The organism is Oceaniglobus ichthyenteri, from assembly GCF_003057885.1.
Classification (GTDB): domain Bacteria; phylum Pseudomonadota; class Alphaproteobacteria; order Rhodobacterales; family Rhodobacteraceae; genus Oceaniglobus; species Oceaniglobus ichthyenteri.
The window spans coordinates 1-22,219 of sequence record NZ_QAGK01000005.1; the positions used below are offsets into that span (position 1 = coordinate 1).

A 22,219-nucleotide genomic window follows, 5' to 3' on the forward strand; every position below is an offset into this window, starting at 1 on the left:
GCCCCAGAACCAACCTCCGCGTCTCCGCTTCCGTCCGTCCCGTGCGCCCCGCCGCTGCATCTCTGCGCCGCCGGTGAGAGGGGTTCTACGGTTAGTAGCACATACCCGCAACCCCTTTTTTGGGAAACTTGCACTTTTTATGACATTCTCTGTTTTTTCTATGAAAACAACGGTTTCGCGCAATTTTTGAAATGAATACGGGCCAGTTTGCGCAGCTTTCGTTCCCGCAGAACGCGCCGCACAACGGGGTGCGTCTGGTTTTTGCCGAGTCGGTTTGTCCAAACGGTCAATTTTTACCGAAACGCCGGGCGATTCTGCCAGAATCAATCGCGAATCCCGCTGCCGACTCGGTTCTCCGACTCGCTTTTCCAGCCGATTCCCCGGATTGGCCGGTAATTTTTCAGAATCGCCCCCCCTGTTGGCCGGCGCCTTCAACCGTCAGGGATGTGATTCTGCGCCACCAACGAAAAACGGCGCCCTCTTTACGAAGGGCGCCGCCAGTCTGTGGGGTATCGTGCCGGGTCAGGCCCGGACCAATGCGCGGGGCAGGCGCAGGCGCGTGGCCAGCAATGCCAGAATCACGCCAAGGTAAATCAAAGGCTCGATCTGCCAGCCCTTTACCAAAAGTACGAAATGCACGGCCCCCAGGATCGCCGTTATATACACCAGTTGATGCAGCCGCCGCCAACGCACCGGCCCAAGCCGACGGATCGACCAGTTGTTCGACGTCAGTGCAAGCGGGATCATCAACACAAAACCCACCATCCCGACCGTGATATAGGGCCGTTTGAGAATGTCGGCCCAGATCTGGCTGACGATCTGCACATCCAGCACCAACCAAACCAACAAATGCAGCGAGATGAGGTAAAACGTCATCAATCCCAACATCCGGCGAAACCGGATCAGGTTGACGCCCGCAAATTTGCGCAGCGGCGTCACCGCAAGGGACGCGATCAGAACCTGCAGGCCAAGCTCGCCCAACCGATGCTCCAACTCTTTGATCGGCTCAACACCCAGACCCCCGGTAAACCCGAGATAGAGCCACCAGAAAGGAATGGCGCCCAGCACCAGATAAAAAGGCCAGGTGGGCACTTTGCGTTGGAATTGGTTGATCGTGCTTGCCAGGGGCATGAAATTCTCGCTGCATGTATATAGTAAGGGGCGCACGTGGCGCCCCTTGGGTTAAAAGTTCTTGCTCAGGTCCATGCCGGTATACAACGATGCCACTTGTTCTTCGTATCCGTTGAACTTCAGCGTCGGGATACGTTTGGCAAAAAATCCACCGCCAACCATACGTTCGCTGGCCTGGCTCCACCGGGGGTGATCGACCTCGGGGTTTACGTTGCTATAAAATCCGTATTCACGGGCGTTGGCCATGTTCCAGCTGGTGGGCGGCTCTTTATCCATGACCGAAATGCGCACGATGCTTTTGATGGATTTGAACCCGTATTTCCATGGCACCACCAACCGCAAAGGCGCGCCGTTCTGGTTTGGGATCGGGTCGTCGTACAGGCCGGTCGCGATAATCGTCAGCGGATTCATCGCCTCATCCATGCGCAACCCTTCGCGGTAGGGCCATTCCAGATATCCACGGCTGATCCCCGGCATCACATCCGGCAGCACTGCGGTTTCAAAGGCCACATATTTACCACCCGGCTGTACGCCGACGCGGTTCAAAAGATCGGCCAGTTCAAATCCGACCCACGGAATGACCATCGACCATGCCTCGACACAGCGAAACCGGTAAATCCGCTCTTCCAGATCGACACCTTTCATGATGTCGTCAAAGGAATAATCGCCCGGTTTGTCGACCAGACCGTCAATTTTGACCGACCAGGGATCAGTGGACATCGCACCGGCATTGCGCGCCGGATCTTCCTTGCCGACACCAAATTCGTAATAGTTGTTATAGCTGGTGATCTCTTCCAGGCTGTTTGGCGTGGCATCGGTCGAAAATTTCGACGGTGCGGCGTTCAGCTTTGCCAGCGCCGGTGCCGCGATGCTGCCCATGGCCAACGCGCCCGCCCCAACCATCAATTGCCGCCGATCCATGAATGCGGCCTTTGGGGTGACATCCGACCATTTCAAATCGCTTTTGTATCGTCCGGCCATCCTGTTCTCCTTGATCTGTTGTGCGGTTGCTTTGGTTATATGTAGCGCGGGCAGGGCCATGCGCCAAATATTCAGCAGTCACGTTGCCGTTCAGACGTTGTAACATTCTTTTGTAAATCCACGCGTCAGAGCGCAAAAAGTTTCACCAACACGCCCCGGTTCGTTGACTTTATTGTGAGTGGTCAAATCGCACGCCGCTGGCTTAGGCGGCGGCGGGCAAAAATCAATGCCCCGCTTTTGCCATCGGCAGGTTTCCCCGGGTGAACCAAAACCCCGTTCCCCCGTATCCCTTTCAATGCCGCATCTGGCAGAGCTTAAAATTGGAGAACACGATGTTTCGCAGAACCTTTGTAGCACTGACCGCCGCCGCCACCCTTGCCGCCCCGGTGTTTGCCGCCGGTCATTCAAAAGATATCGTCGATACCGCCGTTGATGCCGGTTCGTTCAGCACGCTGGCCGCCGCATTGGGCGCCGCCGGCCTGGTGGACACCCTGAAGGGCGACGGCCCCTTTACCGTTTTCGCGCCCACCGATGACGCATTCGCCGCCCTGCCCGAAGGCACCGTCGAAGAATTGCTCAAGCCCGAGAACAAGGATCAGCTGACCGCGATCCTGACCTATCACGTTGTGCCGGGCAAGGTGATGTCGGGCGACCTGTCCAACAACATGATGGCCACGACCGTACAAGGCAGCGATGTCACCATCATGACCGAAGGCGGCGTAACCGTGAACGGCGCCAACGTAACATCCGCCGATATCGAAGCCTCCAACGGTGTGATCCACGTCATCGACGCGGTGATCATGCCCCCGATGTAAGATCGGTTTTCACCCAACACATCAGGCGCCCCCGCAAAGGGGCGCCTTTTTTGCTGGCCATGTGGGTGACCCTGAACAATTGGATCTTTATAGGCGATCAGAAAATTACTTTTCCTCAGGCTCAGATGAAAACAATACCTGTCCAAGATTTGTATTTGGCCCAAAATCCCGATGCATAAGGTACCCATCCGCGATGTATAAATTGCGAAGAAGATATAATTCGGTTTCATCTGCAATGGTTAGCGCCAATGCGTCGCCATCATCTGATGCGACTATTGACACCGTGTCATCTTGCAGCGCGATATTTTCAGTGATTTCACGAACTTTATAGGGGTCCGTAACGCGCTCTATCGAGAAATAACAAGCGCCTTCAAAAGCGCCGACGCCAACCAGAGTAATTCCACCAACTATTACAGTTACCGGAGCCATTAAAATGGCCCCTATGGTGCCTGCTGCACCGGCAGTTCCTGCTATGATACCCACAGTTCCCGCGCCGGAAACTCCTGCAGCGGTCGATCCTAGCATAGTAAGGCCGGAGCCGGCATGCACGAGCGTATAGTAACCCGCAGCTTTCATGCCGATACCGGCGGCGGCACCACCCCCTGCGATGGCTGTCCCGACCGATGCTGTTGTTTTCCCGACAAGACTCGAGGGTTTGTAGTCACATACCCCGGCACATGCACCGCTTGCAAATGCAATTGAAGCCACAACCAAAGTTGAAACCAATCCAATTTTCATCGTGATCTCCCTAACAAATTGGAATCGAAACTCCTTCATGCAATATGCACCGACCGAAGCAACCACTATAAATCAGTAGGGTCAACATACTACCCACCTTTATGGTTTTTCGGATAAAACACCACACGAAACTCAAAAGTTACAGGGGCGCCCCAATCTAGGGCGCCCCATTTTTTTCAACTGATCCGCTTAATGCACAACCGCATCTTCGGGCGGTGTGCGGTTGCTGGTGGATACGCGGTCGCCCACCATCAACCCATCGGCCCCGGCGCTGACATGCACCGTCTGGCCATCGCGGACATCACCGGCCAGGATCATTTCGGCCAACTGATCCTGCAGCGCGCGCTGGATCACCCGTTTCAACGGGCGGGCGCCGAACACGGGGTCGTACCCCTCATCCGCCAGCCATTTCTTGGCACCGTCGTCCAGATCCAGCGTGATCTTGCGCCCAATCAGGCGCTTTTCCAGCAGACCAAGCTGAATATCGACGATTCCGCCCATATCCTCGCGGCCCAACCGATCAAAGATGATCGTTTCATCCAGCCGGTTCAGGAATTCGGGCCGGAAATGGGCGCGCACCGCCTCCATCACATCGCGTTTGGCGGCACTCGCATCGGCCCCCTCTGGCAACTGGCTCAGCGCCTGCGCGCCAAGGTTGCTGGTCAGGATAATCAACGTTTGCTTGAAATCCACGGTCCGCCCCTGACCATCGGTCAGGATCCCATCATCCAGCACCTGCAACAGCACGTTGAACACATCGGGGTGCGCTTTTTCGACCTCGTCAAACAAAACCACCTGATAAGGGCGGCGGCGTACGGCCTCGGTCAACACGCCACCTTCGTCATATCCGACATAGCCGGGTGGGGCACCGATCAGACGGGACACGGCGTGTTTCTCCATGAACTCACTCATGTCGATCCGCACCATGGCGCTGTCGTCATCAAACAGATATTCGGCCAATGCCTTGGTCAGCTCGGTTTTACCCACACCCGTTGGCCCAAGAAACAGGAAGCTGCCCAAAGGCCGCGCTTCGTCGTTCAGGCCCGCACGCGCCCGGCGCACCGCATTTGCCACAGCCTTGACCGCCGTGCACTGTCCGATCACCCGCTTGCCGATCTGCTCTTCCATGCGCAACAGCTTGTCCCGCTCGCCCTCCAACATCTTGGATGTCGGAATCCCGGTCCAGCGTTCGACGACCCCGGCAATCTGTTCGGGGCGCACGGCCTCTTCGACCATGATGTCGGCTTCGCTGTCTTCGGCCAGCTCAAGCTGCTTTTCCAACTGCGGAATCACACCATACGAAAGCTCGCCAGCCTTGGCCAAATTGCCCTCGCGTTTGGCGATGTCCAATTCGGCACGGGCGCGATCCAACTGTTCCTTCAGCCCACGCGCACCTTCCAGCTTGTCACGCTCGGCCTGCCATTTCGCGGTCAGCTCGCTTGAGCGTTCCTGCAATTCGGCAAGATCCTTTTCCAACGCGTCCAGACGATCTTTCGATGCCTGATCGTCTTCTTTCTTAAGCGCCTCTGCCTCGATCTGTTTTTGCAGAATGTCGCGGTCAAGCGCATCCAGGGCTTCGGGTTTTGAATCGACTTCCATGCGCAACCGGCTGGCGGCCTCATCCATCAGGTCAATCGCCTTGTCCGGCAAAAACCGGTCGGTGATGTAACGGTGCGAAAGCGTCGCCGCTGCCACCAGGGCACTGTCGGAAATCCGCACACCATGGTGCAGTTCGTATTTTTCCTTGATCCCGCGCAGAATTGAAATGGTGTCTTCAACCGTTGGTTCCTCAACCATCACCGGTTGGAACCGCCGCGCCAAAGCCGCGTCTTTTTCAACGTATTTACGGTATTCATTCAACGTGGTCGCGCCAACACAGTGCAATTCACCCCGCGCAAGCGACGGTTTGATCAGGTTCGCGGCATCCATCGCGCCGTCGCCCTTACCGGCGCCAACCAATGTATGCATTTCGTCAATGAACAGAATGATCTCACCCGCAGCGGCAGTGACTTCGTTCAGAACCGCCTTCAGCCGCTCTTCAAACTCACCACGATATTTCGCGCCCGCAATCAGCGCGCCCATATCCAGCGCCAAAAGGCGTTTGTTGCGCAGGGATTCAGGCACATCGCCATTTATGATGCGCAGGGCCAGACCTTCGGCAATCGCGGTCTTACCCACGCCGGGTTCACCAATCAGCACCGGGTTGTTTTTGGTCCGGCGCGACAGCACCTGCATCGTGCGGCGGATTTCTTCGTCACGGCCGATGATCGGGTCGATCTTCCCTTCCTCGGCACGTTGAGTCAAATCCGACGCATATTTCTTCAATGCATCATAGCTGTCTTCGGCGCTGGCGGAATCCGCCGTGCGGCCCTTGCGAATGTCGTTGATTGCGGTGTTCAACCCCTGGGCGGTCACGCCGCCCGCGTCCAATGCATCTTTGGCATTGGATTTCACCATGGTCAGCGCCATCAGGATTCGTTCAACAGGAACAAAGGCATCGCCTGCCTTGGTCGCCAGTTTTTCAGCCTCGGCCAACACCTTTCCGGTGCTTTGATCCATATAGGTTTGTCCGGCATCACCTGTCACCTTGGGCATCTTGCCCATGGCCAGTTCAACCGCCTCAACCACCCGCGCAGGCGCGCCGCCCGCCGAAGAAATAAGGTTTGTGGCTAATCCCTGTTCATCATCAAGCAACGCTTTTAGCAGATGCTCGGGCGCAAGCCGCTGATGGCTTTCGCGCATTGCGATCGTCTGGGCGGCCTGAATGAATCCGCGCGACCGCTCGGTGAACTTATCAAGGTTCATGGGTCTCTCCTTTGGTTAAGCGCCCGATGAAAACACCCGCTTTGGCGGCATGTGATCGTTTGGGCCTTGTTACCAAGAAATGGGAAGCCGTCGCGCCTGTGTCAAGATCGCAACAGGCCCATTTTGGGCCAATGGCAAGGGGGCTTTTCAAGATGAGAAGACAGGCTAAACCACCGAAAGAAATGCAAATCATCGGAATCAACATTGATGATCTGCGGTTTGAGGCGGCACCGGGACGGCACCGCGCCCGGGTGCAATTTCGTTATGATCTGACCGATACCGAAGAAACCGGCACCACAGACTGCCTGTGTCATTCCGATTTGCCGATAAACGCCGCCCCCGAACAGGTGCGCGACGCCTTGATCGACAACGCCATCGGGCAACTGCGCCGCATGCCCGAAATGTGGCTGGGTGAGGCACAGCTTACCTTTCGCACTGCCGCGACACCGGCAAATTTTATGCCTGCAAAATCGAATTTCCCCTATGGCCCGTGAAACTTATCCACAGGTTCCGGCATTGTATTTGCAAGAGCGCACAACAGCGCAAGACCCGAGGTAGGCGGTGTCACGTTCATCGTTTCCCCCAACCATAAGACACGGCGATAACATTACCCTAAAGGATCAAGCAGATGATCATTCTTGAGGCAAATATCAGCAATATCACCCGTGACCGCGATTTTGGCATGATCGAAGCGCGCGTCACCCTGTACGCCAAAACCCGGACCGGGCAACCGCCACGGCCCATCTCGGTACATACCCATGTCCCGGCCCGCGGTGGCAATCTGCGCGCGCGTTTGGTGGCCGATGCCAGCCTGATGGCCCGGTATTTGATGCAACAGCCCAAAACAACCCCGCTGCACCGGGCGGCGTAACCCCTTGCAATATGGCGCGGCCTTGCCCATCAACAGGCCGGACCGCCTCCAACACAAGGACACGCCATGACACCCCCCGACAACCGCCTGATCGTTGCACTGGATGTGCCAAATGCCGTTGCAGGGCTGGAATTGGTCGAAAAAATCGGACCCGCCGTCGGTTTTTATAAGATCGGGCTTGGGATGCTGACGGGCGGCGGCATGGCATTGGCGATTGAACTAAAGGAAAAGCACCAGAAACGTATCTTTCTGGATATGAAACTGTTCGATATCAGCGCCACGATCGAGGCTGCAGTGCGCGGATTGGCCCAGTTTGATCTGGATTTCCTCACCGTGCATGGCGACCCCCACGTGATACGCGCCGCCCGGATCGGTGCCGAAAACAGCAACCTTAAAATACTTGGCATCACCATTCTCACGTCGCTTGAACGGCCCGATCTGGATGAATGCCTGCTGCGCGATGGTGCGGTGCCACAAATGGTGATCGACCGCGCCGCCCGCGCGTTTGAGGCCGGGGCGCATGGTGTGGTCGCCTCACCACAAGAGGCGGCGGCGATCCGCGCCTTGCCCGAAGCCGCAGGCAGGCTGATCGTTACGCCCGGTGTGCGATTGGGCAGCGTCGCGCAAGACGATCAGAAACGCACCGCCTCGGCCGCCGAGGCAATTTCCAATGGTGCCGATCATATCGTGGTCGGTCGCCCGATCTGGCGCGCGCCCGATCCGGCACAGGCCGCACAGGCGATGCTGTCGTCACTGCCGTAAGGGCGGGGCCTGCCATTCAGTCGTTAACGTCATGGTCAAACAGTTTCACCTGACCATGGCGCAAACCCACGATCCGGCGCAGCGCGACCCACGCCAGCAAAGACAGCACCGCAAATATCACCAGCGTGATCGGCAATGATCCCGCCATCCACAGGGCAACCGGACCGCCAACCAGAAACAGCACCGCCACGATCCCCGCCCCAATGGCAAAGCCCAACAGAATAAATCCCGGCAGCAACATTTCCAGACACCCCAGCACCAACGCGGCGGCGCCCCAGATCCACCAATCTGACCAGATCATGGTTTGCGCCCGAACATCATCTTGAACGCATCACCAAAGGCGTCGACCGCATCCGATGGCAGAACGATGGTTTGATTGCCGGGCTTTTCCGCGACTTTGCCAAGGGCCTCGACCTGTTTCAGGGCGACGTTGTATTGCGCCGCCTCCATGCCGTTTTCGCGAATGGCCTGGGCCACCACGGCGGTTGCATAAGCTTCGGCGTCGGCCTGAATGCGGCGTGCTTCGGCGACCTTTTGCGCCTGATACAATTGCGCATCGGCGTTCAATTCGACCGAGCGTTTGGCGCCTTCGGCCTCGGTCACTTGCGCACGGCGGGCGCGTTCGGCATTCAGCTGTTGCAACATCGCCTCGCGGGTGGATTGATCAAGATTCACATCCAACAATTCGGCGCGCGTCACCTCAATGCCCCAATCATCCACCGCTGATTCAACCTGTATTTTGATCTTGCCAATCAATTCGGCGCGGTTGGATTGCACCTCGTCCAGCTCCATCATGCCGATTTCGGCGCGCACGATCCCCGCCACCACCGTGGCAATCGCCGCATCCACATCGCGGATTCGGTACACCGTTTTTTCCGGGTGCAAAATCCGGTAAAACACCGATGTTTCGACCCGCACCAACACGTTGTCACGGGTGATCGCGTCTTGTTCGGCATTGGGCAATTGCCGTTCCAGAACGGACACCTTGTGCGCCACCTTATCCAGAAACGGCACGATCAGATTGATTCCCGGGCCCAGAACACTGCGCAATCGGCCAAACCGTTCGACCACGAATTTATCCGACTGGGGTACGATTCGCACGCCCAGCAAAACACACAACAGAATGAACAGCGCCAACATGATCAGCACGATATTCCCACCGATCAGATCGATCAGCGCCGTTTCAATATCCATCACCTACTCCAAAATCTGGGCCGTCACCCATATTCGACATCTTCCAGATACACCCTCAGGCGGTCTTGCAAATAGGGCACGGCATCACTGAGCCGCAGATATTGCGCCACGCCCATCTGTCGCCAACGCTGCCCCTCACTGCCCAGACGAATGCGCGCCACCTGGTCAGGCGCGATTTCAGCCACGAAAAACCACGCCGCCGCGTCGTCATCGATGGTGGAAACAAAGGCCCGCTGCCAGATCAGCGCCGATTCGGGCAACCGCAGGTTCAATTCCTCCTGGGTTTCGCGCAGGGCACAGGCGGCGGGGGTTTCATCGCCCTCGCGCCCCCCGCCCGGAAAATCCCAGCAGGCAGGAAACGGAATATCCGGTTTGTTGTCCCGCAGGATCGAAATGATCGAATCGCCAATCAGCAATGCCAGCTTTGCGCCGGTGAACCGCTCTGGTACGTCAGATGTGAAACCTCTTATGGTCAACCCATCGCTCCTTGTCGTAAACTCATACCTATGCCTGTCCTTTGCCGCGACTGCCTGTGTCAGTTCGAAACTGGCCCCCGTTGCCCCGCCTGTGCCAGCCCGCGCACGGTGGTACACCCCGAGCTTTGGCATCTCTCCATAGCACATATGGACTGTGATGCATTTTACGCAAGCGTCGAAAAACGCGACAACCCGGCGCTGCGCGACAAACCGGTCATTATTGGCGGCGGGCGACGCGGCGTTGTGTCCACCGCCTGTTACATTGCCCGCATCAAAGGGGTGCGCAGCGCGATGCCGATGTTTCAGGCGCTGAAGCTGTGCCCCGAAGCGGTGGTCGTGCGGGGCCGCATGGATGTTTACGTCGAGGTTTCGAAACAGGTGCGCGCGTTGATGGATGAACTGACGCCGGTGGTCGAACCCCTGTCGCTGGACGAGGCCTTCATGGATCTCACCGGCACCGCCCGTTTGCACGGCGCGCCACCTGCCGTAATGTTGGCGCGGCTGACCAAACGCATCCGCGATGAAATCGGCATCACCGGGTCAATCGGGCTGTCGCACAATAAATTTCTGGCCAAGGTCGCATCAGACTTGGATAAACCCAACGGATTTTCGGTGATTGGCCAGGCCGAAACCATGGAATTTCTGCGCCCCAAACCCGTCAGCCTGATCTGGGGCATCGGCGCGGTGTCCAAGGCCGCGCTGGAAAAGGCCGGCATCCGCACCTTTGCCGATTTGCTGCGCTGGGATCAGCAGGATCTGATCGCCCGGTTTGGCGGCATGGGCGAACGCCTGTGGCATCTGGCGCGGGGTCAGGACGCGCGGCGCGTCTCGGCTCACACACCGGTCAAAGGCATTTCAAACGAAACCACGTTTCACGACGATACCGCCGATGGTGACATTCTGGATGGTCATATGTGGCGCCTGTCGGAAAAGGTTTCGGCCCGCGCCAAGGCCAAAGGCATTTCCGGCCGGATCGTCACCCTGAAACTGAAGCGTGCCAATCATACCAGCCTGACACGCCGCACCACATTGCACGCCCCCACCCAATTCGCCGACAAGATTTATCGCACCGCGCGGGCCCTGTATGACCCGGTCGCCAGCGAAGGCCCGTTTCGCCTGTTGGGGGTGGGGCTGTCTGCTCTGGAACAGGCCGATATCGACGCCACATCCGCCGATCTGCTCGATCCTCAGGCCGAACAGCGCGAAAAGGCCGAGCGTGCCGCCGACAAGATTCGGGCGCGGTTTGGCGACAAGGCAATCCTCAAGGGGCGCGCCCTGCGCTAGTGATCTGGTGTGCCCTTGGCCGGCTATTCCGCCGCCAGCGGCATTTCGACCCGGCCGATCCCGGCAAGCTGTGCAACGATGCCATCAATCACCCGCTTGAAATCGGCAAAGCCGGGATGGGGCGTGATGTTTTGCTCATCCATATACAGGGCGCGGTCAATTTCAATCTGAACCACATGCTGACCCCGGGTCGGATGGCCATAGGTCTGGGCGATATAGGCCCCGGCAAACGGCGCGTTGCGCGCCACCTTCAGCCCGGCCGCGGTGAACGCCGATTCGACCTGTTCGATCACATCACGGCTGGCCGAGGCCCCGAAGCGATCCCCCAACACCACATCGGGCCGCCCGCCGGGGTGATGAGAAAGTGATTCGATCGCTTCGTGCGGCATCGAATGGCAATCGATCAAAATCGCCTGACCAAATTCGGCGATGTTACTGTGCAACAGATCATACAGCGCGTCATGATAGGGGCGCCAGACATCGCGGATTCGCCCGTGGGCCTCGTCCAGGCTCAGCTTGCCCCGATAAATCGCCCGCCCCCCGGCCACGACCCGGGGAATCACCCCCAGCCCCGACGCCACCCGCGGATTATTGACACCGCGCCGCACGCCCGCGATCAAGGCGGGGTCCAATTCATCGCAGGCGCGGTTCAGATCCACATAGGCCCGTGGCGCGCGTGCCGCCAAAAGCGGCGCCCCCACCGCCGGGGCCAGATCAAACAGATGATCGACGAACGCATCCTCTGATGATCGGATCGCGGTGCCATCCAACAGCGTTTTATGCAACATTGAATGGGGGTATTCAGCGCCAGAATGGGGCGATGCAAACACCACGCTGGTGTCACGATTGCGGGGCATGAATAATTTGTAAGGACGTGGCAAGCGACTACTCCGGTTGCCACAGAGTATAGACTTAAATCTCACAATGCCAAAAGCCCTTGAACACTTCTGCAACTCCTTTTATAGACCGCTCACCGGTGCAGGTTGTCTGCGCCCTCATTCTGTTAGAATGGGCCGGAAACGGGGCCATAGGGGTGATTAGCTCAGCGGTAGAGCACTTCGTTGACATCGAAGGGGTCACTGGTTCGATCCCAGTATCGCCCACCATGAATTCGACCCGGGAAACCGGTAAATGAAACTGGCGCGCCAGCGCCGCGATATGAGGGATACGGCCGATGAAAGTCCGCAACTCGCTCCGCTCGCTGAAGAACCGCCACCGGGATTGCCGTGTGGTCCGTCGGAAAGGTCGCGTTTACGTGATCAACAAGACTCAGCGCCGGTTCAAAGCCCGCCAGGGCTGATCAGCTTTGACTGAGACAGATTAAAAGCCGCTTTGGATACCTCCAAAGCGGCTTTTTCCATCTTAGCGGCCGATACGGTCAAAAACCGATCCGATTGTCATGCCGACAACCATGGATTTGGTCAGAAATCCGGTTTCCACCATGCGATTGGCCCGCTGATAGGCGCGAATCGCTTGCCGCGTCTGGCCATCGAACGTGCCATCCACCGGCCCGGGATCATGACCCAGCTTTGCCAGTTGTGCTTCAACGGCGGTGCGCGTCAACTGATTCAGGCCCAGCGCCTCTTCCGTCTCTCGCGCCTGATCATTGTTACCTTGCAACTCCGCAATGCGGGCCCGCGCCGTTTCGACGTTGGTGCTGTTGGGATAGTTATTCAGGAAATTGCGATAGCCCGACACGCTGTCGGTCTTTCGCGCCATTGCCCAGGCCACGCTTTCGCCCTTGGCAACAGGTTCACGGTCGGCCTCGAATTCCGCCAGGCGGCGGCGCGCCTCGTCGGCCCAGCGTCCGTTGGGATATTGCGACAAATATTCGCGCACACCCTTTTCACTGGCGCCCGACCCGCGCGATTTCCAAAACAACGCTTCCCGCTGACGGGCCTCTTCGGCGTTATTGCGGTTTTCCTCTTCCTCTCGGGCCTTTTCAATCCGGTTCAGCCGCGCCCGGGCTTCTTTAGCGAACTCGCCCCGTGGGAAACGGTTCAGATAGGCCCGCAAACCGGACTCGCTCCCGCCTTCACCCTGGGCGCGCCAGAACGCGATATCCTGACGGCGGCGCTCTTGTTCTTGGCGCGCCTCTTCTTCGGCGCGACGATCCCGGTCGATCCGTGCCAGTTGACTGCGCGCCTCTGCGGCAAACAGCCCTTTGGGATATCGGTCAAGATAGGCGCGCAAACCTGATTCCGTGGCCCCCGAACCCAAACGCCGCCAGAATGCCCGGTCTTCCCGTTCCTGCTCGGCTTTGCGCGCTTCCTCCTCGGCCCGCTTTGCCGCTTCGGCGGCGCGCGCTTCGTTGTCCAATGTGCGCAAAAGGGCGCTGTCAAGATAACCGGACTGCTCGCGCCCGATGCGCGCCTGCCAATTCCTGATTGCCGTGCGGGTGCCCTGACCGAAAATTCCATCAATCCCACGGGTATTGAACCCCAGCGCGGTCAGGTCCTGCTGAACACTGCGCCGCTGCGCCCGCGTCAGATTCAATGCCTCTTCGGCCATGCGGGCATTGCGAAACGGATCACCGCTGATTTGGTCAATCAAACGCCCTGCTTCGTCGGCATGCGCACCTTGGGGAAACATCTCAACATAGCGCACATAGCCATCGGCATCGTCCTGCTTTTGTGCTGCGGTCCAGGCGGCGTCATCGATACGGTCCAACTGACTGCGTAATGCGCGCAGCGCGCGCTCTGCGGTCAATGCCCTTTGTTCGGCTTGGGCCTGGGCTGTACGGGCCTCGGCCAGGGCGGCACTGTTGACGCCTGTTTCATCACGCAAAAACCCATGATTGTCGGGCAGAAACCCCGAAACCTGAATGTCTTTGACCCGGTTCACCACCCCACCACGCATCGCCAATTGATCACGCAACAGATCCGCCACCTCAGCAGATTCACCGCGCAAAACGGTCACGCCCTGCGGGATCGCCAGATCACCGATACCATCGCGCAGGAACGGGCCGCGCTCTTCGTCACGCCCATCTTCGGCCAGCACCAGAAATGCCTGCCCCGGCGCCGATGCCAACAGTTGCATCACCAACGACAACGGCAAAGATTGCCCCGGCAGGGCGGTCAGACCGGGCAGATCGCTGTCGATCGGCAGATAGAATGTCTCATTCCCGCCAGTCACGAATTGCCCCGCCAAAACGACCAAAAGCGCGTCAGCCTGGGTGGCCATCTGTTCAAACTGGCTTACCAGATCGCGCATATCGATCAGGGAAACATCCTGCCCGGCAATCACGGCCACGTCTTCGTCGCGTAATGCGGCCGCAGCAGTGACAACCCGATTTGCCCCCGCAACCCGGCCCAGATCGCGGTAATCGCTGTTACCGATGACCAATGCGATGTCTTCGGCCCAGACGGGTGCGGCCAACCCGACCACGACCAAGGCCGCCCATGTTCGTCTTGTCCAACGTCCCATATTCAAAAAACCCCTTGTTTCTCATTCCACCCTGGCTAAGCCAAAATAACGTACGGTACCTGTAAAACACCCAACCAACAGATCCTGTTCCCCCGAACAGAAAGAACGCGGTGCCGCCCAACACTCACAATTTTCCCAAATGTTACGCGGCACGGTCCGGGGGTGCCAAAACACCGTAGCACAGCTTGGGTATCGCACTGCCTTGCTGTCATGCAAAAACCGGGGTCGGTTATTGCATAACACGCGATCAGAACGCGCTCCAAACGCAGGATTTATGGGGTTTCACGAAGGCGCCGGGTGGGCGGGTGTCGCCAAGCAAAGCGCGGCGCAGTCGCCCACCCGGCACCGTTAACCGGATATTAACCAGTGACGATTTTGACAACATGCCGCCCCGATTCCGCCCCGATTCCCGCGCATCCTGACCACACCATAACCGGAAAGATGCCACCATGCCTCTTGTCAAAGAAATCGAAACCCTGTCGCGGCTGCGTGCGGATGGCACCCTGTCAGACTCGGAATTTCAGGCCGCCAAAAAAGCGATCCTGGACGAGGTGCCCGAGGCAGAAGAATTCACCGGCTCCACCCCCCTTGGTGAAGCCATCGCCATGGGCGCGCGGTGCATCCTGCCCCCATTGCTGATCGGGGGTGTGGTATACGCCCTTGGCATCCCGGCGATGCTTGCCCTGACCCTTGGGGTAACGGTGTTGGCAGCAATCCTTGTCGCCGAATTTCGCCAAACCGAAGGTTAGGCGCAATCACTGCGCGGCAATTTCCCCTTTGGGGTTTTCCACCCGCACCGCCGAATATTTGAATTCCGGTATTTTTCCGAACGGGTCCAACGCCGAATTGGTCAGGATATTCGCCGCCGCCTCGACATAGGCAAAGGGCAGAAAAACCATATCTTCGGCCACCGCGCGGTCTGCCCGGGCCATCACCTCGATCGTGCCGCGCCGTGTGGTCAGGCGCACATGATCGCCCGGTGCCACACCCAGTTTGCGCAGGGTTTTGGGGTGCAGTGAACAGTTTGCCTCGGGTTCCATCGCATCCAGAACCGTTGCGCGCCGTGTCATCGATCCGGTGTGCCAATGCTCCAATTGCCGCCCTGTCGTCAGGATCATCGGGTATTCTTCGTTTGGCACCTCGGCGGGCGGTGTCACCCGGGCGGGGGTGAATTTTGCCCGTCCGGCGCGGCGCGGAAAACCATCGCCAAACACCACGGCCTGCCCCGGATCTTCGGGCGACAGACAGGGATAGGTCACCGCCCCCTCATTTTCCAATCGGTTCCAGGTGATATGGTGCAAGCTGCGCATCGACATTTTCATCTCGTCAAACACCGACCGCGGGCTGTCATAATCCCAATCCAGCCCAATCCGGCGCGCCAGATCGACAATGACCGCCAAATCCTGGCGTGCCTCGCCCGGCGGGTCCAGGGCGGCGCGGCCCATTTGCACCTGACGGTTGGTGTTGGTGACTGTGCCGGTTTTTTCCGGAAACGCACTGGCGGGCAAAATCACATCGGCAAAGTTCGCCGTTTCGGTCAGGAAAATATCCTGCACCACCAGATGATCCAGTTTCGCCAAGGCATCGCGGGCATGTTCCACATCGGGGTCGGACATTGCCGGGTTTTCACCCACAATATACATGCCCTTGATTTCGCCGCGATATATCGCATCGATAATTTCCACCACGGTCAGGCCCGGGGTTTCCTGAATGGCTGTGCCCTTCCAGATGTGGCGAAACAGTTCGCGCACCTCAACATCGCCCACCGCCTGATAATCAGGCAGGAATTGCGGGATCAGCCCGGCGTCGCTGGCCCCTTGCACGTTGTTTTGCCCGCGCAGCGGATGCAAACCCGTGCCCGGGCGGCCCACCTGCCCGCACAATAACGCCAGCGAAATCAGACAGCGCGAATTATCGGTGCCATGAATGTGTTGCGATACGCCCATGCCCCAAAATATCATCGCCCGCTGCGCACCTGCATAGGTGCGCGCGACATCGCGGATGGTTTCCGGCGTGACACCGCACAGTTCAGACATGCGTTCGGGGGTAAAGGCGCGAATGTGATCGCGAAATTCAAAGAACCCTTCGGTAAACCCTTCTATATACTGGCGATCATACAGTTTTTCTTCGACAATCACGTTCATGATTGCGTTCAACAGCGCCACATCGGTGCCGGGGCGAAATTGCAACATGTGCGAGGCATGGCGTTTCAACGCCTGACCGCGCGGGTCCATCACCATCAATTGCCCACCGCGTTTGGCGAATTGTTTGAAAAATGTCGCCGCGACCGGGTGATTTTCGGTCGGATTGGCGCCAATCACAATCGCCACATCGGCATTTTCGATTTCGTTAAACGTGGCGGTCACAGCGCCCGAGCCGACGTTTTCCATCAATGCCGCCACCGAACTGGCATGGCACAGCCGCGTGCAGTGATCGACGTTGTTATGCCCAAATCCCTGACGGATCAGTTTCTGGAACAGATACGCCTCTTCGTTGGTGCATTTTGCGCTGCCGAATCCCGCCACCGATTTGCCGCCGAAATAGCTGCGCAGATCGACCAGACCGGCACCGGCCTTTTCCAGTGCTTCATCCCATGTCGCCTCGCGAAAATGGGTCCAGGGATTGTTGGGATCAACATTCAGCCCCTTTTCTGGCGCATCATCGCGGCGGATCAGGGGTTTGGTCAACCGGTGCGGGTGGTGAATATAATCAAAGCCAAACCGCCCCTTTACGCATAACCGCCCCTCGTTCGCCGGGCCGTTGATACCTTCGACATATTTGACCCGGCCATCCTTTACCTTGACCGACACTTGGCAACCGACACCGCAAAACGGGCAAATGCTTTGGGTTTCGCTGTCAAAATCGGCGCGGTCGCCCACCTGCGCCGCGTTCACCACGGTTGCGGGCATCAATGCGCCCGTCGGACAGGCCTGCACGCATTCGCCGCAAGCCACACAGGTGGAGTCGCCCATGGGATCGTTGAAATCAAACACCGGCCAGCTATCGTGGCCGCGCCCGGCCATGCCGATCACATCGTTTACCTGTACCTCGCGGCAGGCGCGCACGCACAACCCGCACTGAATACAGGCATCCATATTCACCGCCATGGCGATATGCGAATCGTCCAACAGCGGAATGCGCGGTTTTTCCAGCGGGGGGAAACGGCTGTCACAAACGCCCTGCTGCGCGGCCATATCCCACAAATGCGCCGATTTATCATGGGCCAGATCCGGCGCAGGCTGATCTGCCACCAACATTTCCATCACCATTTTGCGCGCCTTCACCTCGCGCGCGCCTTGGGATGACACGACCATGCCTTCGGCCGGTTCGCGGATGCATGACGCGGCCAACACCCGTTCGCCATCAATCGCAACCATGCAGGCGCGGCAGTTGCCATCGGCGCGATACCCCGGCTCATCCCGGTGGCACAGGTGCGGAATCAGCGTGCCAACCCGTTTGGCCACAGCCCAGATGGTTTCACCGGGCGCGGCTTCAACCTCTTTTCCATCCAGTGTAAAACGCAGGGGATCGGACATGGCACAGGCTCCGCAGTGATGGTTGCCCCAACTCTAACCAATCAAAACGGCTCTGGCGATGGATAGCCGCGACAAGCAGGCGATCATTTGCGCCATCACGGGCCAACATCGGAAACCTGTGTTGCACATGCACGGCAGTTGCGCCACATCGCACAGATCAAAGGAGACGCGAAATGGTCGAAATCACATTGGTGCGCCACGGTCAGGCCAACGCCGCCGCAACCGACGAGGCCGGATATGACAACCTGTCGGATCTGGGGCGGCAACAGGCGGTATGGCTGGGCGAACACCTGCAGGATCTGGGCGCGCGATACGACCACATGATCTGTGGCACACTGAATCGCCAACGTGACACCGCCGCCGAAATCGCGCCCCGGATCGATATGGGCTTTACCGAAGATCCGCGCCTGAACGAACTGGATTATTACGGGCTGGCCACATCGCTGCGTGATGATCACTCGATTGCCATGCCGCAAGACCGCGATGAGTTTCTGCATCATATGCCGCAACTGATGACCGCCTGGGAGGCCGGGCGCCTGCACAGCAATCTGGAAAGTTTCGCCGACTTTGAGGGCCGCGTGCGCGCCATCATCGCCCATGCCGAAACGTTGGGCGGGCGGGTGATGCTGGTGACATCCGGTGGGCTGATCGGGATGGCAATGCGCGTCTTGCTGCGCCTTGAGGTGGCAAGTTATGCCAATGTTCTGCTGCAAATCAACAACACGTCGGTGCATCGCTATGTCAAAGGCGGCAATTCCCTGCTGTTGGATACATTCAATTCCCTGCCCCATCTTGAACGCGCCGATCGCGCCCATGCCCGCACCCATATTTGACGTCTGATCGGAACCACGGGCCGCCTGTGATGATTGTACCGTCAGGGCAGACCGTCACGCGCCCTGCTCCCAGCCCGAAAGCGCCCGATGCCAAAACTGAAAACCCGCAATTTCGTTATCATCGGTTTGGGCACCTTTGGCACCACCGTCGCCAAGGAACTGTCACGGTTTGGCAATTACGTTCTGGGCATTGACCGTGATCCGGTCGTGGTGAACCGGCTGGCCAACGATCTGTCGCAAGCGGTGGTCGCCGATGCCACGAACGAGGCGGCGCTGCGCGAACTGGGGCTTGATGGCTATGACGTGGCGGTAATTGCAATGGGCGATGATCTGGAATCCAGCATCGTTTCGGCAATCACCGTTAAAATGGCCGGCGTGCCCACCGTTTGGGCCAAGGCAACAACCAAGATGCACCACCGGATTTTAACCAAGGTCGGGGTGGAACGGGTGATTCACCCGGAACAGGAAATCGGCCTGCATATCGCGCAAATGCTGCACAATCCGTTGGTGCGCGATTATGTCAGTTTGGGAAACGGATTTCATCTGGTCAATATCGTGGTGCCCGAACGAATGGCCGGGAAAACGCTGAAAGAACTGGATCTGTTCGAACGGTTCGAACTGCGCTGTGTCGGCCTGATGCAGGGCAGTCAATTCAAGGGGCGCGATGGGGATGACGCGACCTTGGAACAAAATGACAGGCTGATGATACTGGGCGAGAGGACAAATCTGCGCCGCTTTGCCGATACCGTATAACCCATGCCCCGCCTTCCCCATCTGTCGCCACCGGCCGTTCTGGCGCTGCTGTATTTCATGTTTATCGTGCTTGGCGCCGGGCTTTTGCGCCTGCCGATGGCCAATGACGGCACCGTGGGGTGGATGGAGGCGCTGTTCACCTCAACCTCGGCGGTGACGGTAACGGGGTTGATCGTGGTCGATACCGGCACCGCCTTTACCCTGTTTGGCCAAATGGTCGTGGCGGGGTTGATTCAATTTGGCGGATTGGGGCTGATGGTGTTTGCCGTGCTGTTATTATCGGCCCTGGGCCTGCCCATCGGATTGCCACAGCGGATGGTGTTGCGCCAGGAACTGAACCAATCCAGCCTGGCCAATCTTGGCCCACTGGCGCGCACGGTGCTGAAGGTCGCCATCGTGGTCGAGGTGATCAGTGCCGCAGTGCTGGCGATTGTGTTCGTGCCTGAATTTGGCTGGGCACAGGGCGCGTGGCACGCGGTGTTTCACACCATTTCTGCCTTCAACAACGCCGGTTTCGCCCTGTTTCCCGACAGTTTGTCACAATGGGCCACGAATCCGGTCATCAATCTGGTGATTCCGTTCAATTTTATCCTCAGCGGTCTGGGGTTCGTGGTGATTGCCGATGTGTTGCAACGGCGGCGGTGGCACCGGCTGACGCTGCATTCCAAGCTGATGATCGTCGGCACATTCGGGTTGATCCTGTGGGGCTGGGCGATGTTCGCAGTGCTTGAATGGACAAACCCCGGCACCCTGGGCCAATTCGATCAGGCGTGGGAGCGTTTGATCGCCGCGTGGTTTCAGGGGGTTACCCCCCGCACCGCCGGATTCAATACGATCGACACCACAGCCATGCGCGATGAAACCGCACTGGCCACAATGACGCTGATGGTGATCGGGGGCGGCAGCACGTCAACCGCGGGCGGGATCAAGGTGACAACATTCATCGTGCTTATTCTGGCCACCATCGCATTTTTCCGCCGCCACAGCGAATTGCGCGCCTTTGGGCGCAGCATCGGCCCCGAAGAGGTGATGAAGGTGCTGGCCCTGACCATGATCAGCCTGGTGTTGGTGATGGTTTCGCTGTTTGTGCTGACCATCCTGCAAGACGATGAATTCATCGTGTTGGCGTTTGAGGTGGCATCGGCCTTTGGCACCGTGGGCATGTCGATGGGCGCCACCGGCAATCTGACCATGGGCGGTCAGATCGTGATCATCATCGTGATGTTTCTGGGCCGGGTCGGGCCATTGACCCTGGGCTTTTTCCTGGCCACCCGCAGCCGCCCCCAAGTGCGTTTCCCCGAGGGCCAGATTTATCTGGGTTAACCGGCAATCCGGTAATACAGCCAGTCGGGCAAAAACTGCGACAGGCGGAACATGGCCCCAAAGGCGAACGGGAAACTTTTCTTGAACCGGTCGGTCGACATATGGTCGATGATCTCCTGCGCGGCCTTTTCGGGCGACATGATGAACGGCATGGTGAAATCGTTCTTGTCGGTCAGGCGGGTCTTGATGAAACCGGGGTTGACCAATTGCACATCCACACCCGATTTGCGCAGTTCACCATACATGGATTCGGCCAGATACATCACACCGGCCTTTGACGCGCCATATCCGATGGCGCCGGGCAAGCCGCGAAAGCCCGACAATGACCCGGTCAACACGATATGCCCCGCGTCGCGCGCCACCATGCCCGGCACAACCTGGCCCAACACCCGCGCGCAGCCGGTGAAATTGATGTCGCACATGGCCGTCACCTGATCAGCAGTCCAATCGGCCGGGCCCTGGGGCCAATAGACGCCGGCCATGTAAACCACGCCGTCCACCTCACCAACGTCCGCGGCGGCCTGTGCCACGCTTTCATCGCTGGACACATCGCACACGACGGCGCGCGCCTTGCCCGGCAGATCGGCCACCAATGCATTCAACTTATCCTCGGATCGCGCGCTGAGAATCAGCTCAACCCCGACCCGGCTCAGTTTATGGGCCAAGGCCGCGCCCAGCCCTTCGGACGCACCCACCAACCAATACCGTTTCCCGCTCCACTCTCTCATGACATGTCCTTTGGTCTGATTGTGGCCACCAGTTCGGCCACCTTTATTCCGAATTTGCGAAATTGGCTGCGGTTGATGATGGTTTTTTCCCCCACCAGATACATCCAATCCACCACGCGCAAGACGTGGCCGCCGGCATCCTCTGCCAGACGAATTTGATACAAAAGCTGCACAGTCGGCCCCATTTGCCGCCCCCGTCCCGCGCCGTTTACATCATCGGCCAAGGCCGTGAAATGCCCATCTTCGCCAACGGTCAGATGCCAGGCGCGTTTTTGCACCGATCCATCATCATACCGAAACGTTTCGGCCAAGGTGCCTGTATCACCGTCCCATGTGCCGTCCATGTCGACGGTAAACCGCGAGGTGACGCGCCCAAACGGGCCGTAAATCACGCCTTCGCATTGCAACGGGCCGCTTAGATGTGTGCGAATGTCGAATTCTGGCCCGATATCATCGTAATCACCGGGGGTCTGCGCCGGAAAGGCCGCAAAACGGCGGCGCCCCCAACATACCAACAGGGTCAGAAAACCTCCGACAAAAACCAACATTACCGCGTCCATAAC

Annotated in this window: 23 protein-coding genes and 1 tRNA gene; 11 read left to right on the plus strand and 13 right to left on the minus strand. The window is 58.5% G+C overall.

Annotated elements, in window-relative coordinates; genetic code table 11:
* From C8265_RS19650 to msrP, 3 genes are all read right to left on the minus strand, one after another.
* The coding region (locus tag C8265_RS19650) for a hypothetical protein (RefSeq protein WP_206050317.1) at positions 1-327 on the minus strand (327 nt) is incomplete at its 3' end.
* Positions 328-522: 195 nt separating this feature from the next.
* Complete coding sequence (msrQ, locus tag C8265_RS08800; protein WP_108483646.1) at positions 523-1,131, minus strand: protein-methionine-sulfoxide reductase heme-binding subunit MsrQ; 609 nt, start codon at positions 1,129-1,131, stop codon at positions 523-525.
* Positions 1,132-1,182: 51 nt separating this feature from the next.
* Positions 1,183-2,112, minus strand: coding sequence for a protein-methionine-sulfoxide reductase catalytic subunit MsrP (gene msrP, locus C8265_RS08805; RefSeq protein ID WP_108483891.1), 930 nt, complete (start codon positions 2,110-2,112; stop codon positions 1,183-1,185).
* Positions 2,113-2,444: 332 nt separating this feature from the next.
* On the opposite strand from msrP, the gene C8265_RS08810 reads away from it, so the two are divergent.
* A complete protein-coding gene (locus tag C8265_RS08810; RefSeq protein WP_108483647.1) occupies positions 2,445-2,927 on the plus strand; it encodes a fasciclin domain-containing protein in 483 nt (160 codons plus the stop codon).
* Positions 2,928-3,032: 105 nt separating this feature from the next.
* Here the strand turns inward: C8265_RS08810 and C8265_RS08815 are convergent, their stop codons facing one another.
* Positions 3,033-3,665 (minus strand): hypothetical protein, encoded by a 633-nt coding sequence (locus C8265_RS08815; RefSeq protein WP_126623159.1) that lies wholly within the window; start codon positions 3,663-3,665, stop codon positions 3,033-3,035.
* Positions 3,666-3,854: 189 nt separating this feature from the next.
* Positions 3,855-6,470 carry an ATP-dependent chaperone ClpB gene (clpB, locus tag C8265_RS08820; RefSeq protein ID WP_108483649.1) on the minus strand — a complete coding sequence of 872 codons (2,616 nt, stop codon included), beginning with the start codon at positions 6,468-6,470 and terminating at the stop codon, positions 3,855-3,857.
* Positions 6,471-6,622: 152 nt separating this feature from the next.
* On the opposite strand from clpB, the gene C8265_RS08825 reads away from it, so the two are divergent.
* The 3 genes from C8265_RS08825 (at position 6,623) to pyrF (ending at position 8,103) form a co-directional block, all read left to right on the plus strand.
* Complete coding sequence (locus C8265_RS08825) at positions 6,623-6,964, plus strand: hypothetical protein (RefSeq protein WP_126623160.1); 342 nt, start codon at positions 6,623-6,625, stop codon at positions 6,962-6,964.
* Between the two features lie 134 nt (positions 6,965-7,098).
* Positions 7,099-7,341: a hypothetical protein gene (locus C8265_RS08830; protein WP_108483651.1), complete on the plus strand. Its 243-nt coding sequence runs from the start codon at positions 7,099-7,101 to the stop codon at positions 7,339-7,341.
* Positions 7,342-7,407: 66 nt separating this feature from the next.
* Complete coding sequence (pyrF, locus tag C8265_RS08835; RefSeq protein WP_108483652.1) at positions 7,408-8,103, plus strand: orotidine-5'-phosphate decarboxylase; 696 nt, start codon at positions 7,408-7,410, stop codon at positions 8,101-8,103.
* A gap of 16 nt (positions 8,104-8,119) precedes the next feature.
* On the opposite strand, the gene C8265_RS08840 is transcribed toward pyrF, so the two are convergent.
* Genes C8265_RS08840 through C8265_RS08850 form a run of 3 tightly spaced genes read right to left on the minus strand, consistent with a single transcriptional unit; the run spans position 8,120 to position 9,773 of the window.
* Positions 8,120-8,404, minus strand: coding sequence for an NfeD family protein (locus tag C8265_RS08840; RefSeq protein ID WP_108483653.1), 285 nt, complete (start codon positions 8,402-8,404; stop codon positions 8,120-8,122).
* Positions 8,401-9,297 (minus strand): SPFH domain-containing protein, encoded by an 897-nt coding sequence (locus C8265_RS08845; RefSeq protein ID WP_108483654.1) that lies wholly within the window; start codon positions 9,295-9,297, stop codon positions 8,401-8,403. The genes C8265_RS08840 and C8265_RS08845 overlap by 4 nt, the downstream gene beginning before the upstream one ends.
* A gap of 23 nt (positions 9,298-9,320) precedes the next feature.
* A complete protein-coding gene (locus tag C8265_RS08850; protein WP_240611028.1) occupies positions 9,321-9,773 on the minus strand; it encodes an NUDIX hydrolase in 453 nt (150 codons plus the stop codon).
* Between the two features lie 30 nt (positions 9,774-9,803).
* Here C8265_RS08850 and C8265_RS08855 point away from each other — a divergent pair, with 30 nt between their 5' ends.
* On the plus strand, positions 9,804-11,057 hold the full coding sequence (locus C8265_RS08855; RefSeq protein ID WP_108483656.1) for a DNA polymerase IV: 1,254 nt from the start codon (positions 9,804-9,806) through the stop codon (positions 11,055-11,057).
* Positions 11,058-11,080: 23 nt separating this feature from the next.
* Here C8265_RS08855 and C8265_RS08860 read toward each other — a convergent pair whose 3' ends face one another.
* Complete coding sequence (locus tag C8265_RS08860; protein WP_108483657.1) at positions 11,081-11,914, minus strand: N-formylglutamate amidohydrolase; 834 nt, start codon at positions 11,912-11,914, stop codon at positions 11,081-11,083.
* Positions 11,915-12,088: 174 nt separating this feature from the next.
* Between C8265_RS08860 and C8265_RS08865 the strand changes: the two genes are divergently transcribed.
* A tRNA-Val gene (locus C8265_RS08865) sits at positions 12,089-12,163 on the plus strand.
* Between the two features lie 68 nt (positions 12,164-12,231).
* Complete coding sequence (gene ykgO / locus C8265_RS08870) at positions 12,232-12,357, plus strand: type B 50S ribosomal protein L36 (protein ID WP_005850168.1); 126 nt, start codon at positions 12,232-12,234, stop codon at positions 12,355-12,357.
* A 62-nt stretch (positions 12,358-12,419) separates the two neighbouring features.
* Here the strand turns inward: ykgO and C8265_RS08875 are convergent, their stop codons facing one another.
* Positions 12,420-14,483 carry a peptidoglycan-binding protein gene (locus C8265_RS08875; RefSeq protein WP_108483658.1) on the minus strand — a complete coding sequence of 688 codons (2,064 nt, stop codon included), beginning with the start codon at positions 14,481-14,483 and terminating at the stop codon, positions 12,420-12,422.
* Between the two features lie 449 nt (positions 14,484-14,932).
* On the opposite strand from C8265_RS08875, the gene C8265_RS08885 reads away from it, so the two are divergent.
* The gene (locus C8265_RS08885; protein WP_108483660.1) at positions 14,933-15,232 is read left to right on the plus strand and encodes an SHOCT domain-containing protein; all 300 of its coding nucleotides are present in this window, start codon (positions 14,933-14,935) and stop codon (positions 15,230-15,232) included.
* Positions 15,233-15,238: 6 nt separating this feature from the next.
* Here C8265_RS08885 and fdhF read toward each other — a convergent pair whose 3' ends face one another.
* Entirely contained in the window at positions 15,239-18,019 is a 2,781-nt protein-coding gene (fdhF, locus tag C8265_RS08890; protein WP_108483661.1) for a formate dehydrogenase subunit alpha, read from the minus strand.
* A 173-nt stretch (positions 18,020-18,192) separates the two neighbouring features.
* On the opposite strand from fdhF, the gene C8265_RS08895 reads away from it, so the two are divergent.
* From C8265_RS08895 to C8265_RS08905, 3 genes are all read left to right on the plus strand, one after another.
* The gene (locus C8265_RS08895; protein WP_108483662.1) at positions 18,193-18,852 is read left to right on the plus strand and encodes a histidine phosphatase family protein; all 660 of its coding nucleotides are present in this window, start codon (positions 18,193-18,195) and stop codon (positions 18,850-18,852) included.
* Between the two features lie 87 nt (positions 18,853-18,939).
* Entirely contained in the window at positions 18,940-19,605 is a 666-nt protein-coding gene (locus C8265_RS08900; RefSeq protein ID WP_108483663.1) for a potassium channel family protein, read from the plus strand.
* A 3-nt stretch (positions 19,606-19,608) separates the two neighbouring features.
* Positions 19,609-20,928, plus strand: coding sequence for a TrkH family potassium uptake protein (locus C8265_RS08905; RefSeq protein WP_108483664.1), 1,320 nt, complete (start codon positions 19,609-19,611; stop codon positions 20,926-20,928).
* Here C8265_RS08905 and C8265_RS08910 read toward each other — a convergent pair.
* Together C8265_RS08910 and C8265_RS08915 are read right to left on the minus strand one after the other, a co-directional pair.
* Positions 20,925-21,656: an SDR family NAD(P)-dependent oxidoreductase gene (locus tag C8265_RS08910; RefSeq protein ID WP_108483665.1), complete on the minus strand. Its 732-nt coding sequence runs from the start codon at positions 21,654-21,656 to the stop codon at positions 20,925-20,927. The genes C8265_RS08905 and C8265_RS08910 overlap by 4 nt on opposite strands.
* The gene (locus tag C8265_RS08915; protein WP_108483666.1) at positions 21,653-22,216 is read right to left on the minus strand and encodes a DUF3833 domain-containing protein; all 564 of its coding nucleotides are present in this window, start codon (positions 22,214-22,216) and stop codon (positions 21,653-21,655) included. Before C8265_RS08915 ends, C8265_RS08910 begins: the two co-directional genes overlap by 4 nt.
* Between the last annotated feature and the right edge of the window lie 3 nt (positions 22,217-22,219).

Excerpts from the sequence above, each read along its gene's own strand:
- msrQ (WP_108483646.1), bottom strand. The coding sequence starts at position 1,131 with ATGCCCCTGGCAAGCACGATCAACCAATTCCAACGCAAAGTGCCCACC.
- msrP (WP_108483891.1), bottom strand. The coding sequence starts at position 2,112 with ATGGCCGGACGATACAAAAGCGATTTGAAATGGTCGGATGTCACCCCA.
- C8265_RS08810 (WP_108483647.1), top strand. The coding sequence starts at position 2,445 with ATGTTTCGCAGAACCTTTGTAGCACTGACCGCCGCCGCCACCCTTGCC.
- C8265_RS08815 (WP_126623159.1), bottom strand. The coding sequence starts at position 3,665 with ATGAAAATTGGATTGGTTTCAACTTTGGTTGTGGCTTCAATTGCATTT.
- clpB (WP_108483649.1), bottom strand. The coding sequence starts at position 6,470 with ATGAACCTTGATAAGTTCACCGAGCGGTCGCGCGGATTCATTCAGGCC.
- C8265_RS08825 (WP_126623160.1), top strand. The coding sequence starts at position 6,623 with ATGAGAAGACAGGCTAAACCACCGAAAGAAATGCAAATCATCGGAATC.
- C8265_RS08830 (WP_108483651.1), top strand. The coding sequence starts at position 7,099 with ATGATCATTCTTGAGGCAAATATCAGCAATATCACCCGTGACCGCGAT.
- pyrF (WP_108483652.1), top strand. The coding sequence starts at position 7,408 with ATGACACCCCCCGACAACCGCCTGATCGTTGCACTGGATGTGCCAAAT.
- C8265_RS08840 (WP_108483653.1), bottom strand. The coding sequence starts at position 8,404 with ATGATCTGGTCAGATTGGTGGATCTGGGGCGCCGCCGCGTTGGTGCTG.
- C8265_RS08845 (WP_108483654.1), bottom strand. The coding sequence starts at position 9,297 with ATGGATATTGAAACGGCGCTGATCGATCTGATCGGTGGGAATATCGTG.
- C8265_RS08855 (WP_108483656.1), top strand. The coding sequence starts at position 9,804 with ATGCCTGTCCTTTGCCGCGACTGCCTGTGTCAGTTCGAAACTGGCCCC.
- C8265_RS08860 (WP_108483657.1), bottom strand. The coding sequence starts at position 11,914 with ATGCCCCGCAATCGTGACACCAGCGTGGTGTTTGCATCGCCCCATTCT.
- ykgO (WP_005850168.1), top strand. The coding sequence starts at position 12,232 with ATGAAAGTCCGCAACTCGCTCCGCTCGCTGAAGAACCGCCACCGGGAT.
- C8265_RS08875 (WP_108483658.1), bottom strand. The coding sequence starts at position 14,483 with ATGGGACGTTGGACAAGACGAACATGGGCGGCCTTGGTCGTGGTCGGG.
- C8265_RS08885 (WP_108483660.1), top strand. The coding sequence starts at position 14,933 with ATGCCTCTTGTCAAAGAAATCGAAACCCTGTCGCGGCTGCGTGCGGAT.
- fdhF (WP_108483661.1), bottom strand. The coding sequence starts at position 18,019 with ATGTCCGATCCCCTGCGTTTTACACTGGATGGAAAAGAGGTTGAAGCC.
- C8265_RS08895 (WP_108483662.1), top strand. The coding sequence starts at position 18,193 with ATGGTCGAAATCACATTGGTGCGCCACGGTCAGGCCAACGCCGCCGCA.
- C8265_RS08900 (WP_108483663.1), top strand. The coding sequence starts at position 18,940 with ATGCCAAAACTGAAAACCCGCAATTTCGTTATCATCGGTTTGGGCACC.
- C8265_RS08905 (WP_108483664.1), top strand. The coding sequence starts at position 19,609 with ATGCCCCGCCTTCCCCATCTGTCGCCACCGGCCGTTCTGGCGCTGCTG.
- C8265_RS08910 (WP_108483665.1), bottom strand. The coding sequence starts at position 21,656 with ATGAGAGAGTGGAGCGGGAAACGGTATTGGTTGGTGGGTGCGTCCGAA.
- C8265_RS08915 (WP_108483666.1), bottom strand. The coding sequence starts at position 22,216 with ATGGACGCGGTAATGTTGGTTTTTGTCGGAGGTTTTCTGACCCTGTTG.